This window comes from Haloarchaeobius marinus (assembly GCF_051207415.1).
Lineage (GTDB): Archaea > Halobacteriota > Halobacteria > Halobacteriales > Natrialbaceae > Haloarchaeobius.
Genome location: NZ_JBPKGD010000003.1, coordinates 482,499 through 497,233 on the forward strand (window position 1 = coordinate 482,499; position 14,735 = coordinate 497,233).

15 protein-coding genes are annotated in these 14,735 nt (G+C 68.3%); 3 read left to right on the forward strand and 12 right to left on the reverse strand.

Going from position 1 to position 14,735, the window contains the following annotated elements:
• Positions 1-161: 161 nt before the first annotated feature.
• Together ACSC1W_RS14485 and ACSC1W_RS14490 are read left to right on the forward strand one after the other, a co-directional pair.
• The gene (locus ACSC1W_RS14485; RefSeq protein WP_435348246.1) at positions 162-1,043 is read left to right on the forward strand and encodes a hypothetical protein; all 882 of its coding nucleotides are present in this window, start codon (positions 162-164) and stop codon (positions 1,041-1,043) included.
• Positions 1,044-1,162: 119 nt separating this feature from the next.
• A complete protein-coding gene (locus tag ACSC1W_RS14490; protein ID WP_435348247.1) occupies positions 1,163-2,155 on the forward strand; it encodes an ornithine cyclodeaminase family protein in 993 nt (330 codons plus the stop codon).
• 22 nt (positions 2,156-2,177) lie between these two features.
• Here ACSC1W_RS14490 and ACSC1W_RS14495 read toward each other — a convergent pair whose 3' ends face one another.
• The gene (locus ACSC1W_RS14495; protein ID WP_435348248.1) at positions 2,178-2,819 is read right to left on the reverse strand and encodes a helix-turn-helix domain-containing protein; all 642 of its coding nucleotides are present in this window, start codon (positions 2,817-2,819) and stop codon (positions 2,178-2,180) included.
• Positions 2,820-2,942: 123 nt separating this feature from the next.
• Between ACSC1W_RS14495 and ACSC1W_RS14500 the strand changes: the two genes are divergently transcribed.
• Positions 2,943-4,214, forward strand: a complete 1,272-nt coding sequence (locus ACSC1W_RS14500; RefSeq protein WP_435348249.1) for a hypothetical protein — start codon at positions 2,943-2,945, stop codon at positions 4,212-4,214.
• Positions 4,215-4,278: 64 nt separating this feature from the next.
• Here the strand turns inward: ACSC1W_RS14500 and ACSC1W_RS14505 are convergent, their stop codons facing one another.
• The 11 genes from ACSC1W_RS14505 to ACSC1W_RS14555 all read right to left on the reverse strand — a co-directional run bounded on the left by ACSC1W_RS14505 (position 4,279) and on the right by ACSC1W_RS14555 (position 14,735).
• A complete protein-coding gene (locus ACSC1W_RS14505) occupies positions 4,279-4,497 on the reverse strand; it encodes a DUF7535 family protein (protein WP_435348250.1) in 219 nt (72 codons plus the stop codon).
• A 50-nt stretch (positions 4,498-4,547) separates the two neighbouring features.
• Positions 4,548-7,415, reverse strand: coding sequence for a leucine--tRNA ligase (leuS, locus tag ACSC1W_RS14510; protein WP_435348251.1), 2,868 nt, complete (start codon positions 7,413-7,415; stop codon positions 4,548-4,550).
• 66 nt (positions 7,416-7,481) lie between these two features.
• Positions 7,482-8,000: a DUF8108 domain-containing protein gene (locus ACSC1W_RS14515; protein ID WP_435348252.1), complete on the reverse strand. Its 519-nt coding sequence runs from the start codon at positions 7,998-8,000 to the stop codon at positions 7,482-7,484.
• Positions 8,001-8,035: 35 nt separating this feature from the next.
• The gene (locus ACSC1W_RS14520) at positions 8,036-8,350 is read right to left on the reverse strand and encodes a hypothetical protein (protein ID WP_435348253.1); all 315 of its coding nucleotides are present in this window, start codon (positions 8,348-8,350) and stop codon (positions 8,036-8,038) included.
• A 123-nt stretch (positions 8,351-8,473) separates the two neighbouring features.
• Entirely contained in the window at positions 8,474-8,890 is a 417-nt protein-coding gene (locus tag ACSC1W_RS14525; RefSeq protein ID WP_435348254.1) for an Hsp20/alpha crystallin family protein, read from the reverse strand.
• 188 nt (positions 8,891-9,078) lie between these two features.
• Entirely contained in the window at positions 9,079-9,885 is an 807-nt protein-coding gene (gene pheA / locus ACSC1W_RS14530; RefSeq protein ID WP_435348255.1) for a prephenate dehydratase, read from the reverse strand.
• Between the two features lie 85 nt (positions 9,886-9,970).
• The gene (locus tag ACSC1W_RS14535; protein WP_435348256.1) at positions 9,971-10,165 is read right to left on the reverse strand and encodes a DUF7837 family putative zinc-binding protein; all 195 of its coding nucleotides are present in this window, start codon (positions 10,163-10,165) and stop codon (positions 9,971-9,973) included.
• 61 nt (positions 10,166-10,226) lie between these two features.
• Positions 10,227-11,684: a dihydrolipoyl dehydrogenase gene (gene lpdA / locus ACSC1W_RS14540; protein WP_435348257.1), complete on the reverse strand. Its 1,458-nt coding sequence runs from the start codon at positions 11,682-11,684 to the stop codon at positions 10,227-10,229.
• Positions 11,685-11,830: 146 nt separating this feature from the next.
• Positions 11,831-12,037: a hypothetical protein gene (locus ACSC1W_RS14545; RefSeq protein ID WP_435348258.1), complete on the reverse strand. Its 207-nt coding sequence runs from the start codon at positions 12,035-12,037 to the stop codon at positions 11,831-11,833.
• Positions 12,038-12,190: 153 nt separating this feature from the next.
• Positions 12,191-13,729, reverse strand: a complete 1,539-nt coding sequence (locus tag ACSC1W_RS14550) for a dihydrolipoamide acetyltransferase family protein (protein ID WP_435348259.1) — start codon at positions 13,727-13,729, stop codon at positions 12,191-12,193.
• A gap of 1 nt (position 13,730) precedes the next feature.
• Positions 13,731-14,735, reverse strand: coding sequence for an alpha-ketoacid dehydrogenase subunit beta (locus ACSC1W_RS14555; protein WP_435348260.1), 1,005 nt, complete (start codon positions 14,733-14,735; stop codon positions 13,731-13,733).

Here is a 14,735-nt window from a genome sequence, read left to right on the forward strand (position 1 = left end):
GCTCCGCCTGTCCACCCACCGCGACAGCCGTTCCACGTACCGCACCCCGACCGAATCCACGAACCTTCTTTCGACGCCGAACCGGTAGCGACGGCTCCCCAGGTGAAACCGGCGTTTCAGCCACTGGAAAGCACTTGTACTCGACGCCACTGGGCACGACTATGCCACGACGCCGCCCCCTGCTCGCCGCGGTGGGGACTGCCCTCGCCACAGCCGGCTGCCTCGTCGACGACGGGTCGCCCGGTACCGACCGCCGGGACACGCAGAGCGACTCCCTCGACCCGGGTACGACCGGGACGCCGCCGTCCGACGACCCACGGCCGTTCTCGGAGACGCTCGACGTTGGCGACCTGCGAGTCCGACTCTCCGGCCCGGCCGTCCAGCACTCGTTCCTGCACCTCGTCCAGCCCGACACGATGGGCGTGAAAGCGCTCGACGGCCGCCAGTTCGTCTTCGTCGGCGTCGGCGTCGAGGGCGAGCCGAGACCGGCCGCCGAGGACGTCTCGCTCCTCGTCGACGGCGAGTCCGTCGCCGGCTGGACGAGCTACGGGCACCGGTCGCCCTACAGCGTCGGGGTCGCGACCGGGAACGGACGACCGTACAGCGCCGACGGCGAAGACGGCTGGGTCGGCTTCGACGTCCCCGCACCGGTCTCCGACGACCCGCGACTCCGGTTCTCGGTCGACGGCGGGCGGGCGACGACGAGCCTCCCCGACCGGGCCGTCGAGGCCCTCCGGACGCCGCCGCCGTCGTTCAGCGTCTCCGAGTTCTCCGCCCCCGACTCGGTCGGCCCCGACGAACCCATCCCCGTCTCGGCGACGGTGACCAACGAGGGCGACGGCCCGGGGTCGTTCCGGGCGTCGCTCAACCAGCTCGGTCCGATGTACGGTCCCGGGCCGGTCGAGGTCGCACTCGGCGCCGGCGAGAGCGAGCGCTGGGAGGAGTCCATCACGGTCCACCGGGGGCTGAACGACGTCGAGGAGGTCCGATTCGCGTTCGTCACGGCCGACGACGAGTACGCACGGACCGTCGTCGTCGACTGAGGGACGTCGCTCCGGCAGCATCGAGGCCACCAGCCGCACCACGGCGCGCCGACCGACCCCGGCGACCGACGAACGTCCTTTCGATTTAACTAAGTGGTCGCCATGGAAATTTTGCGGCAATGCAAACGTTACTTCTGAGCAGCGAGGACGTCGACGAGAACGCGCAGATGCCGGAGGTCATCGGCGCCGTCGAAGACGCGTTCGCTGCCTACGAACGCGGCGACGCACAGATGCCGGCGAAGTCCTACATCGACCTGCCCGAGTACAACGGCGACTTCCGGTCGATGCCGGCGTACCTCGCCGCCGAGACGTGGGACGCCGCGGGCATCAAGTGGGTGAACGTCCACCCGGACAACCCCGACGACCACGGCCTGCCGACGGTCATGGGGACGATGATATACTCCGACCCCGAGACGGCGTTCCCGCTGGCCATCATGGACGGGACGGAACTCACGATGAAGCGCACCGGCGCGGCCGCCGCCGTCGCCACCGACCACCTGGCCGTCGAGGATGCAACGTCGCTCGGAATCGTCGGTGCCGGTGTCCAGTCGTACACGCAACTCGACGCCATCTCGTCCGTTCGTGACATCGAGAAAGTCGTCGTCAGCGACGTCGACGACGGGGCCATCCAGCGCTTCGTCGACCGCTACGACGACCAGTTCGACGTCCGCGGCGGGTCCATCAGCGAGGCGGGCCACTGCGACGTGCTCTCGACCGTGACCCCGGTCGAGTCGCCCATCGTCTCCGCCGACGACCTCGGCGACCACACCCACGTCAACGCCATGGGTGCCGACGCCGAGGGCAAGCACGAACTCGCCGACGAGGTCCTGCTCGCCGCGAAACTCGTCATCGACGACTACAAGCAGTGTACCCACTCCGGGGAGATCAACGTCCCGTGGAACGAGGGACTCCTCGACGACGACGACCTCTACGGCGAGATCGGGGAGATAGTCACCGGCCACCGCGAGGGCCGCACCGCGGACGACGGCGTCACCGTCTTCGATTCCACCGGCCTGGCTATCCAGGACGTGGCGACGGCCCACGTCGTCTACGAACACGCCGACGACAACGACAACGGCACGCCGTTCGACCTCCTCGGACTCGGTAACTGACCGGACTGCTCGGCCTCACGGTTCAGGGCTCCAGTACGTTCGCCACGAACCAGTCGACGATGCGCCCCTCCGCCCGATGGAGGACGTCGCTCGCCGTGGCTTTCGAGACGTCCAGCGAGTCGGCGACCTCGGTCAACGTCGCCCGTCGTGGCGTCTCGTAGTATCCCCGTTCGATAGCGGCGAGCAACACCTCTCGCTGGCGGTCCGTGAGGACGGCCTCGCTCTCGCCCCCGTCGATTCGCCGGACGTACTCGATGTCGAACTGTATCCCCGCCGCGTCTAGCTGGGTCCCGAGCGCGGAGAGTCGACTCGACGACGTCGTCAACTCCCAGGTCGCGGTGCCGTCGACGACGTCGAACGGGGTCTGGACCGGGACGCCGGCCTCCCAGACGGGCACGAGCAGGACGGGGTCGGTCGTCTCGACCTGGAGCAGCGTCGCGCCGTCGTCCGTCCAGAGCAACTCCACCGACTCGACGTCCGGTCGGTTCTCCACGTCGGCGAGTATCGGCACCGGGTCGTCCGCCTGCAGTTCCACGAGCGCGACGCTCGATTCGGTCCCCGGGAGGAGCGTGACGACGCGGAACACGCTCCCCTCGTGGGCGTTCGAGACGGCTGCGATCCACGCTTCGTCCGGAATCGTGACGGTCAGTTTGGCTGCTGGCACGGGAGTCCACCGTCGGTAGGGGGCGCACGGTCAAAGCGACGGGTTCGAACATGTTCGAACGGCACCGACGTGTTCGGACGAACCGTTACTCGCTACCCACCCTTACGACCGGTCGATTCACGAATGAAGGTCAGAACCGATCCGTTCCTCCTCGTGGCGGCCCTGTACCTGACGGTCGGGGCGCTCGCCGTGGTCGGGAAACTCGCCGTCGGTGTAGAGCTCCTCGAACCGTTGCCCCGCCTCCGGTGGGTGATGATACACCTGGTCACCATCGGAGGGCTGACGCAGGCGCTGTTCGGGGTGCTCCCGCACCTCGTCGGGAGTCTCGATTCGTCGGCCGGACGGCTCTCACCCCGGGCACGCTGGGTGCAGTGGATAGCCCTGAACACCGGCTACCCGCTCGTCCTGTTCGGGATGACGACCGGGTCGACCCTCGTCGCGGTGGCGGGGGCGACCGTCGTCCTGTTCGCGCTGGCACTGCTGCTGGCGACGGTGTACCGCGTCAGCGACGGGTCGGGCGGCCAGTCGCTCGGTCGGTACTACCGCGTCGCGCCGTGGTTCCTCGTCGTCGGCATCCTCGCGGCGTTCGGCATGTTGCTCGGAATCCACGGTCCGGGCGGGTACTTCGGCTCGATAGAGGCCCACGTCCACGCGAACGTCTGGGGGTTCCTCGCGCTGGTCGTCGCCGCGACCCTCCTCCAGCTGGTGCCCGCCATGGCGGGTGCGGACCTCTACGCGTCGCGGCTCACCAGGGTCACGTTCTGGGGCCTGACCGTCGGCACGGTCGGACTCGTCTCGGGGCCGTGGCTGGCCGAACACGCCCTGACGTTCGGCGGCCTCGCCATCTACGTCGTCGGGACGGTCGCCCTGCTGGCGAACGTCGTCGGGACCAGACGGGCTGGCGGGTGTACGAAGGACGCCCGCTTCGGGCACGTACTAGGTGCGTACCTGTGGCTCGTCGTCCCGGTTCCGGTCGCACCGTTCGTGCTCCTGTTCCCGAGCGTCGTCCCGGGCCGGGTCATCGAGATGGCCGCCATCAACGGACTGGTGTTCGGCTGGATGCTCCAGCTGGCGATGGCGTTCCTGCCCGTCGTCGTGACCGCGTTCGAGAACGGCGACGGCGGCCTCGTGGACGTTCGGGCCGCCGTCGAGGCGTCCACCGACACCGCCTCGTGGCTGGACGTCGCCGGTGTCAACCTCGGGATGGTCGCCCTCTGGGCGACGGCGATTCCCGCCCTCTCGGGCGTCGCCGGGGCGCTCGAGACCGTCGGTTTCGGACTCTTCGCCGTCGCGTGGGTCGCGTTCGTCGTTCGACTCTGGCGCTCGCTCGTCAGTGGGGATGCGGGAACCCGGGGGCAGGAGCCGACCGGGACGGGTGCCGCGACCGTCGACTGACCGGACGGGACGCGAGTCGGGACCGACGGGGCGACGCGACGGGCGCAGGTCCCGAATCTCGGACCTACCGGTTCCCGAGCGCCTCGGCCACCTTCGACACTGCCCAGATGGCGATAAGGAGTGGCAGGAAGGGGAACAGGATGGCCACCAGCAGCCCGAACACGGCCCAGCCGATGACCGACATCTCGGCGTCCTCGCGGCCGAAGTACGGCGGCGTGACGGTTCGAAGCGGCTCCGGAAGGGCAGACGGTGTGGACTCCTCTTGTTGCGCTTCTGCGCTCATACGAGGAGATACGCGCTACAGCGGCCTAAATCGTGCCCCGGTCGGTGCGGTCAGTTCGCCTCGAGTTCGATGTTCGGCCGGAACGGGACGGCGCCGCTGTCGGTCTCGTCCGTCTCCGTCTCCACGACGACGTCGGCGTCGAACTCCTCGCCGAGGAACGCGGCCGCGTCCTCGTACACCTCCCGCTCGGAGAGGCGTGCGAGTTCGTCGAGTCTGTCTTCGTCCGTCTCGCGCACGAAGTCGACGAGTTCCTGCACGAGGTCGTTCACCGCGTCGCCCTTCTCGCGCAGGTCGGGGTTCTGCATGACCTCGCTCATCACGGCACCCTGGTTCGGCCCCACCTCGTGGACGGCCTCGAACACCAGCCACTTCCAGTCGGCCGCGGTCGTCACGCGGACCACGTCCGGTTCCGCCTCGGGCACGTCCTCCTCGGCGTTCTCCAGGGACTGCTGGATGCCGTGGACGTCGTTCGTAAGGCGCTCGACGAGGCTCTCGGCCGCGACGTCGCGGGGGCTACGGAGGTCCTCGTCGACCTCGGGCCACGGCGCGTCCTCGGCCGGGGTGCCGGTGAGACGCTCGTGGAGTTCGTTGGCGAGGAACGGGACGAACGGTGCGAGCAGTCGGAGTCGCGTCTCCAGCACCCGCCGGAGCGTCCAGCGCGCGCCGGGACGGTCGGTGTCGGTCCGACGGCGGTACCAGCGCATGTCCTCCTCGAAGTTGTAGAAGGCGGCCTGGCTGGCGGTTCGCGTCTCGAAGTTCTCCATCGCGTCCGTCACCGTCTCGACGGTGTCCTGCAGTTTCGCGAGCAACCAGCGGTCGATCTGTTCGAGGTCGCGTTCGCCCTCGTCCGCCGCGACGACCTCGGTGGCCCGCCGCCAGAAGCGGTCGAGCTGGTCGCGCGTGCTCTCGACCTGGTCGGCGCGCCAGTCGTAGTCCTGCCACGGTTCGGCGGAGTTCATCAGGAAGAAGCGGACGGTGTCGGCACCGTACTTCTCGATGGCCTCGCCGGGGAGGACGACGTGGCCCTTGGAGGAGGACATCTTCTGGCCCTCCAGCAGACCCATGCCCATGACGGTGATGCCCTGGGGCCAGTTCGGCGGGTCGAACAGTTCGGCGTGGTGGAACAGGTAGAACGTCAGGTGGTTGCTCACCAGGTCGTTCCCCGAGCACCGGTAGTCGACCGGGTACCAGTAGTCCCACTCCTCGCGGAGTTCCAGTGCCGTCTCGTCGGGGTCGTCGACCGCGTCGGGACCGTAGAACAGCGTGTCGAAGAACTCGCGGTCCATCGTCTCGGGGTCCACGTCCGAGAGGCGGTGGGCGAACGTGTAGTACGCCATGTAGATGGTCGAGTCCGACAGCGGTTCGATGACGAAGTCCTGGTCCCACGGCAGGCGCGTCCCGAGCCCGTAGTTCCGGATGCAGGGCCACTCGTTCAGCCAGTCGATGGTGTGGTCGTACTGTTCGCGGGTGTTCTCGGGAATCGCGTCGAGGCCGGCGACGACCTCGTGGGTCTTTCGCTTCCAGTCGGCGTCGTCGTAGCGCAGGAACCACGTGTCCTGCTGGGCTACCTCGACGTCGCCGCCACAGCGACAGACGACCTCCTCGGAGAACTCCTGCATCGTCGCGAAGGCGTCGCCCAGGTAGGACTGCTTGAACTCGTCGCGGACGTCCTCGACGACCTCGCCGGCGAACTCGCCGTACTCGTCGAGCAGGCGGCCCGAGTGGAACTCGGCGTTGTAGAGGTCCTGCGTGACGGCCTTGAGGTCGGGGTCCCGACTGGACTCGATGCCGGCGGACTCGACGGCGTCCTTCGCGGGAATCTCGCCGTAGCCCTCGATCTCGAGGATGGGGACGGGTTCGATGGCGTCGACCTCGTCGGGGTCGATGCCGTACTCGGTCATCTCGTCGGCCTCCGCCTTTGCCTCCTGCAGGGCGAGGTAGTCGTCCGGCGAGTGCGCCGGGACGGACATGACGACGCCCGTCGCGTTGTCGGCGTCGACGAACCCGGCCGGGAGCACGAGCACGTCGTCGCCGGTGACGGGGTTCTCGACGTGCTTCCCGACGAGGTCACGACCCTCGTACTCGTGGCGAATCTCGACCTCGTGGCCCTGCAGGTCCAGTTTCTCGGCGGCCGCCGCCGAGACGAACCAGAACTCCCCGTCGACCTCGGCGACCACGTAGTCCGCCTCGGGGTCGACGAAGGCGTTGGTGACCCCACGGACCGTCTCCGGGCGGAGCGTCGCCATCGGCACCGTCACCTCGGCGTCGTCCAGTTCCGCGCCGAACTTGACGAGGGTGTACTCCTGAAACTCGGCCTCCTCGCCCTCCAGCAGGTCGTGGGTCGTCACCGGTTGTTCCTCGTTCGTACAGTACTTGACCGGGTGGAGGCCCTTCTCCAGCAGGCCACGCTCGCGCAGGGTCTCGTACTGCCAGGTGATGAACTTCGAGTAGCGCTCGTCGTTCGTGGTGAACTCGCGGCGCCAGTCGACCGAGAGGCCGAGTTGCTTCATCCCCTTCTTGTAGTGTTCCTCGATGAAGTGCCGGGCGAAGCCCATCGGCGTCTCGAGGTCGGCGAGGGTGTCCTCGGGGACGTTGTACGTGTTCGTCAGCACGTCCATCTGCTTCGGTTCGCGCTTCTTCAGGCGCTCGACCGCACCGATGATGGGCGTCCCCGTGACGTGCCACGCGATGGGGAACAGGACGTTGTCACCTCGCTGTCGCCGATACCGGGCGTAGACGTCCGGAACGGTGTACGTCCGGGCGTGTCCGATGTGCATCCCTCCACTCGGGTACGGGTACGGAACCGTGACGAAGGTGGACTCCTCGTCGCCCTCGGGGTCCGGCGTCGCCTCGTAGCGACCCTCCGACCGCCAGCGGTCCCGCCACTCCGCTTCGAGCGTCTGCGGGTCGTAGGTCATGGGGATTCGTTCAGTCGGAGGCGTTAAAAGGACTATCAATCCCGCCCAGGCGGGACGTCGCCACCCTCACTCGAACTCCAGTCGTCCCATCTCGTCCCGCGACTCGTGTCCGTCGACGTCCGGCGGTTCGTCGGTGGCACAGTCCCGGCAGTAGTGGTTGAACTCCTCTGACCTCGTGACCAGCGGGACCCCGAAGAGCACGAACTCCTCGCGGAACCGCCGGACGAGTCCCGCGTCCACCCGCGAGTCACAGGCGGTACAGCGCTCTGTGCATCGTTCCTCGGGGTGGAGGACGCGGTCGTCGACGCTCCGGACGCGGCCGACCCGCGTCACCGGATGCAGTCGGTTCAGCCGACGACGGGTCCACGGGTTGACGAGTATCCCGGTGCCGACGAAGACGAACGAGAGGGTGCCAGCGACCAGCGTGAGAACGGCCGAGGAGACGCTCGGGTCCCGGAGGAGACTCGACCCTGCGGCCCAGAAGAGCAGGAGTCCGAATCCGATAGCGACCGTTCCGAGGATGCCGTATAGCACGTCGTAGACGAGGCTCTCGAGGAGGGCCGCGTTGGACGGGTCGTCTCGCATGGTATTTTCGGTTCAGTTTCGACGGGTATCAACGTTCACCCCGACCGTTCCTGTTCGTCGTACCGGGACCGACGGCGGCCCACCACCGAGTTCGCCGACGAACTGCTCGGCGGCGTCGACGACCTCCGCGCTCGGGGGCAAGTGCCGCCGACTTCGCCAGGGACCTGGCAACCGACCATCCCGGCCTCCCAGGGGCGCTCCCGCCGGAACACGAGCGCGCGACGCTGGAACGAGCGGCGTGGCTCCTCGAAGACGAGTTCGACGCGCCAGTACGCGTGCTGGGCGCCGACGAGGCCGACGACGACCTGGCTGGCGAGGCACGGCCTGCCCGGCCAGCCATCCACGTCCACGAGAACGACGAGGGCTAGTGAACGGTAGCCCCGCCAGAGCGCGGCGGACCGTCGCCCGACGACTGGCCGGACGCGGTCGCCGCGGTGGCCGAGCAGGTAGCCGTCGCGCCGTCTCGACGTCGACTATTCGATGTCGATGCGACGGCCCTGTTCGACCTCGGTCTTGGGGGCCGTCACGGTGAGCGTCCCGTTCGAGTAGGCGGCGGCGATGGCGTCCTCGTCGACCGGGTCTGGCAGGCGGATGGACCTGCTGACCGACGTCTTTCGCTCCCGGTGGACGTACCGGACGCCCTCCTCGTCCGTCTCCTCCTCGTCCGTCTCCTCCTCGCGGTTCGCCTCGATGCTGAGGGCGTTGTCCGAGAACGTGAGTTCGATGTCGTCGCTATCGAACCCGGGGAGGTCGGCGACGACCTCGTACTCGTCGCCGTGGTCTCGCACGTCCACCGGGACGGATTCGAACGACGGCATTCCTGGCCGTTCGAGCTGGCGGCCCATGCGGTCGAACATCTCTTCGAGTTCTTCGAACGGATTTCGTCGCATCGTGACCGACAGATACGCCGGGGGAGACCTTAAAACCCGCTCCGGACTGGACAGGGTCGGCACTCGCGTGGTGATTGCGAACAGGCGGCACGGAACGGCCCGGACGACGCGGTGCCACACACCCGCGAGGCGCCGTCCGGCGGCGGTCAGGTCGCGCCGACGCTGGCCGCCCCCTGGTACTTGAACCCTCAGTCGACGACGTGCTCGACGTCGTAGGAGCCGAGGACGCGCACCCAGCCGTCGCCGGCCAGGGCTCTGACATCATCGATGGCGTCCTGCGTCCGGTCCTCGAACAGGCCCGCCTCGACGTCGACGTGGAAGGCGTAGTCGCCGAGGCGTTCGCCGGACGGACGGGACTCCAGTCGAGTGAGGTTGATGTCGCGGTCCGCGAACGGCTGGAGCAGTTCGAGCAGGAGTCCGGGGTAGTTCGCGCCGGGATAGACGACGAGGGTCGTCTTCCCGCCGGCCTCGGACCGCTCGTCCGGCGGCGCGAGGACGAAGAACCGCGTGGCGTTCGAGGTGCGGTCCTGAACGCCCTCGGCGAGCAGGCGGACGGTCTCGTCGGCGGTACCCGGGTGGGCGATCGCGGCGACGTTCGGGTCCTCGCGGGCGCGTTCAACCCCGCGAGCCGTGCTCGCGACTGCCTCTCGGTCGACGTCGGGGTACGCCTCGTCGAGGAAGTCCCGGCACTGTGCGAGTGCCTGCGGGTGGCTTGCGACGGTGTCGAAGGACTCGGACTGGGCGAGCAACGCGTGACGGATGGGCGTCACCACCTCGCTGGTGACGGCCACGTCGAAACTGGCCAGTGCGTCGAGCGTCTCGGTGACGCTCCCCTCGATGCTGTTCTCGATGGGGACGACCCCCCGGGTCGCCTCCCCCTCTGCGACGGCCTCGACGATGCTCGTCACGGACTCGCGGAACGACACCTCGTCGGCGACGGTGCGTGCGGCGCGATGCGAGTACGTCCCGGCGGGCCCGAGCGTGACGACAGTCATGGCTGGTCGTACATCGCTGGTGGGGAAAAGGCCGTCGGGGAGACAGACCGAACGGGCGGCGACCCGTCGGGGGTGGACAGGCGTGCTACGCCGGATGAACCACGGCGTCGCACTCGGGGCACTCGGCGAGGATTCGGGGCCAGTCGGTCGGCGTGACGTACTTCACCACGAGGTTCGCCTGCGGGATGCTGGCCGCACACTCAGAACACGTGCCGAGCGTCCGTCCCCTGGCGGCACTGTCGCGAACTCCCATGTGAATCGCTTCGGTATCCCCGTCCATTGTTACGGGCTAGCTACCGGGTCGGGCGCCACGGCCGGAGACGGCCCGGAGTCGCCTCGCGTCACCGGTTCAGCGTGTGGATGGCGTGACCGAGCGCGTTCTCGGCGGCCTCCATGACGGCCTCCGAGAGCGTCGGGTGGGTGTGGACCGTCGAGGCCACGTCCTCGAGCGTCGCGCCCATCTCGATGGCGAGTGCGAGTTCGGCAACGAGTTCGCTGGCCTCCGGGCCGACTATCTGGCCGCCGAGGACGAAGCCACTCTCGTCGTCGGCGACGATGCGGACGAAGCCGTCCGTCTCGTTGGCGGTCATCGCACGACCGCTGGCGCTGAAGGGGAACTTGCCGACGACCGGGTCGAAGCCCTGCGCCTCGGCCTCGGCCTGGGTCAGGCCGACGGTGCCGACCTCGGGGGTGGTGAACACGGCTGCGGGCATCGACACGTAGTCGAGTGCGGCGGGTTCGCCGGCGATGACCTCGGCGGCGACCTGGCCCTCCTTGCTGGCCTTGTGGGCGAGCATCGGTTCGCCGGCGACGTCGCCGACGGCGAAGATGTGGTCCTTCTCGGTGCGGGCGCGGTCGTCCGTCGGGAGGAAGCCGTTCTCGTCCGTCTCCAGGCCGGCGGCCTCGAGGTTCATCGTGTCGGTGACCGGCTGGCGACCGACCGCGACGAGGACCTTGTCGGCGGAGAGTTCGAGCGCGTCGGCCTCCTCGGCGCTCGCCGTCTCGCCGCCGTCTGCGGCCGCCGGGGTGGCCGTCACGACGATGCCGTCGCCAGCGCGTTCCCAGCCGGCGGCGGTGTAGCCGAAGTGGAAGTCGATGCCGAGGCTCGTGGCGTGCTTGCGGACGATGCGGCTCACGTCGTCCTCGTACGGCGGGAGGACGTCGTCCAGCATCTCGACGACGGTCACGTCGGTCCCGAGCTGGGCGTAGACGCAGGCGAGTTCCATGCCGATGTAGCCCGCGCCGACGACGACGAGTTCGGTCGGGACGCTCTCCAGTTCGAGTGCGGTCTTCGAGGAGATGACGTTCTCGCCGTCGAACTCGAAGCCAGGTATCTGGATGGGCCGCGAGCCGGTGGCGACGATGCAGTGCTCGAAGTCGATGGACTCGGAGCCCTGTCCCTCGCCGGCGTGGACGACGCGGACCGAGTTCTCGCCGGAGAACTCGGCGGTGCCCTCGACGAGGTTGACGCCGTTGGCTTTGCAGAGTTTCTCGACGCCGCCGGTCAACCCGTCGACCACGTCGTTCTTCCAGTTCATCATCTGGGAGAGGTCCACGGCGGGGTTGGCGTGGATACCCATCTCCTCGGCGTTGGCCGCGTCGTGGGCGAGTTTCGAACTGGTGATGAGTGCCTTCGACGGGATGCAGCCACGGTTGAGGCAGGCACCGCCGTAGGCGTCGCGCTCGACGAGGGTCACGTCGAGGTCGAGTTGTCCGGCGCGGATGGCGGCCACGTAGCCCCCCGGTCCTGCGCCGATTACCAGTACGTCCGTTCCGGTTGTGACGTCTCCGACGACCATACTACTGATGCGGACCAGCAGCCATAAAAAGCCGCAGGAATTGCCACCAGGGTCGGTTCCGGCCAGGGCGTCGACTTGCGAGGGGGACGGGTGCCCGGCACTCGCGACGAGACGGCCCTCACCCCGTCACCGAACCGGGTCGGCCATCACCGGGTCGCTGCAACCACGCCGAGAACGACCAGTCCGGCGAGTACGAGTCCGGCGAGAACGAGTATCCCCAGGACGCCGCCGATGCCGAGCGCGACTATCGCTCCGACGACGGCCAGGACGCTCGCGAGGAGCAGTACGACCTCCATACGGAAGTACGCCCCGACGAGTCGGGTGTTCCAGAGGGCATGGAACGGACCACGCATGGTTCACCACCGACACCTCGAACGCCGTCGTTCTTTCGAATCCGCGGCGGTCGTGCCGGTCGAGGCTCACCTGCGACGTTGGAAGGGAAAAGTAGCCCGCGACGAGCGACCGCCCCGTCGGCTACGTTCGGAACCCGGACCGCACCCGGCGGGTCACTCCAGCAACAGGAGTTGCGGGTTCGCGAGGTACTTCTTGACCTCGTTGGTGAACCGTGCGCCGTCGGCCCCGTCGATGACGCGGTGGTCGAAGCTGAGCGACAGGGTCAGCACGTGACGGATCTCGATGGAGTCCTCGCCGTCCTCGTCGGTGACGACGCGCGGTTTCTTCTTTATCGCGCCGAGCGCCAGGATGGCGGTCTCGGGGTAGTTGATGATGGGCGTGGCGTACTCGCCGCCGATACCCCCGACGTTCGTGATGGTGAACGTACCGCCGCGCATCTCCTCGAGCGCGATGGAGCGCTCGCGAGCCTTCGAGACGAGTTCGTTCATCTCGGAGGAGAGCTGCAGGAGTCCCTTGCTGTCGGCGTCCTTGACGACGGGGACCATCAGGCCCACGTCGGTCGCGGTGGCGACGCCGATGTTGTAGTAGTGCTTCTTGACGATCTCGTCGTTCTCCTCGTCGAGCGAGGAGTTGACGATGGGGAACTGCTTGAGTGCGGCGACGCAGGCCTTCATCACGAAGGGCATGTAGCTGAGCTTGATGTCGCGCTCGGCGGCGACCGCCTTGAGCTCGTCGCGCGTCTCGACGAGTTCCGTCACGTCCACCTCGTCGTGGTGGGTGACGTGCGGGGCGGTGTACTTCGACTCCGCCATCGCGTCGCCGATGGTCCTGCGGACGCCGCGGTAGTCCTCCCGCGTCTCGCGCTGGGCGGGTTCGCCCATCGGCTCGCCCGCTGCCATCGCCTGTGCGTCGGCCTCCTGTGCGCGCTGCTGGGCCTCGGCGTACTCGCGGACGGCCTCGGGCGTGACGAACGCCTCGCCGTCTTTCGTCTCGTCGGTCGGGACGGCGTTCAGGTCGACGCCCTCCTCCTCGGCGAGTTGTCTGGTCGCGGGGGCGGCCAGCGTGCGCTCGCGGTCGGCGGACTCGACCTGTGCGGGCGGGGCCGTCGACGCAGCGGACTCCACCGTCGCCTCTGCTTCGGCACCGCCAGCCTCGGCACCACCGGCCTCGGTCTCCGCCGTCTCGGCTTCGGCGGCCGTCGGCTCCGGCTCTGCCCCACCTTCGGCGTGGGCCCTGACGTCCTGCTCGGTGACGCGACCGGACGGACCGCTCCCCGACACTGCCGCGATGTTCACGCCGAGTTCGCGGGCGAGTCGTCGCGCGCTCGGCGGCGCGAACACGCGGCCCGAGGGCGTCTCGGTCTCGCCGGTGGTCCCGGACTCGGCTGCCGGTTCGGCCTCGACCTCGGTCGTGGCGGCCTCGCTCGGCGTGGTGTCCTCGAGGTCGTCCTCGCCCTCGACGTTGTAGACCATGATGACGTCGCCGACGGGGACCATCTCACCTTCCTCGACGAGCAGTTCCTTCACGGTCCCGTCGTACGGCGAGGGTACGTCGACGGCGGCCTTGTCGGTCTCGACCTTCGCCACCGGCTGGTCCTCCGTGACCGTGTCGCCGGGTTCGACGAGCCACTCCAGCAGTTCGCCCTCTGCGACGCCCTCGCCGACGTCGGGTAGTTTGAATTCGCGAGGCATCTCAGAACTCCACCGCGTCTCGGATGCCCTCCTTGATGCGGGCGGGTTCGGGCAGGTAGTAGTCCTCGAGCGCGTACAGCGGGAACGGCGTGTCGAAGCCGGTGATGCGCTCGACCGGTGCCTCCTGGTAGAGCAGCGCCTCCTCCTGGATGATGGAGGCTATCTCGCCGCCGAGACCGCCGGACTTCGGAGCCTCGTGGACGACGGCCGCGCGGCCGGTCTTCTTGAACGACTCGACGATGGTCTCCTCGTCCAGCGGCGAGATGGAACGGATGTCGACGACCTCGGCGTCGATGCCCTCCTCGGCGAGTTCCTCGGCGGCCTCGATGGTCGGCCGGGACATCGCACCCCACGTGTAGACGGAGATGTCGGTCCCCTCGCGGCGCACGGCGGCCTCGCCGAGGGGCACCTCGTAGTCGTCGGTCGGGACCTCCTCGCGGAAGGCGCGGTAGATGAGCTTCGGTTCGAGGAAGACGACCGGGTCCGGGTCGCGGATGGCCGAGATGAGCATGCCCTTCGCGTCGTACGGCGTGCTCGGAATCTGGACCTTCAGACCCGGCTGGTGGGCGAACATCGCCTCGGTCGACTCGGAGTGGTGCTCGGGGGCGCGGATGCCGCCGCCGTAGGGCGCACGGACGACCATCGGACACGTGAACCGGCCGCGAGAGCGCGTCCGGATGCGCGCCGCGTGGCTCACGATCTGGTCGAACGCCGGGTAGATGAAGCCCATGAACTGTATCTCTGGGACGGGCTTCAGACCGTAGGCGGCCATCCCGATGGCGGTGCCGACGATGCCGGACTCGGCGAGCGGGGTGTCGATGACGCGGTCACCGCCGAACTCGTCGTAGAGTCCCTCGGTGGCGCGGAACACGCCGCCGTTCTTCCCGACGTCCTCGCCCATGACGAGGACGTCGTCGTCGTTCTTCATCTCGGTGTACAGCCCGTCGCGGACGGACTGCACGAGCGTCAGATTCTCGGTTTCGGATGCAGTTTGTTGCGTAGCCAT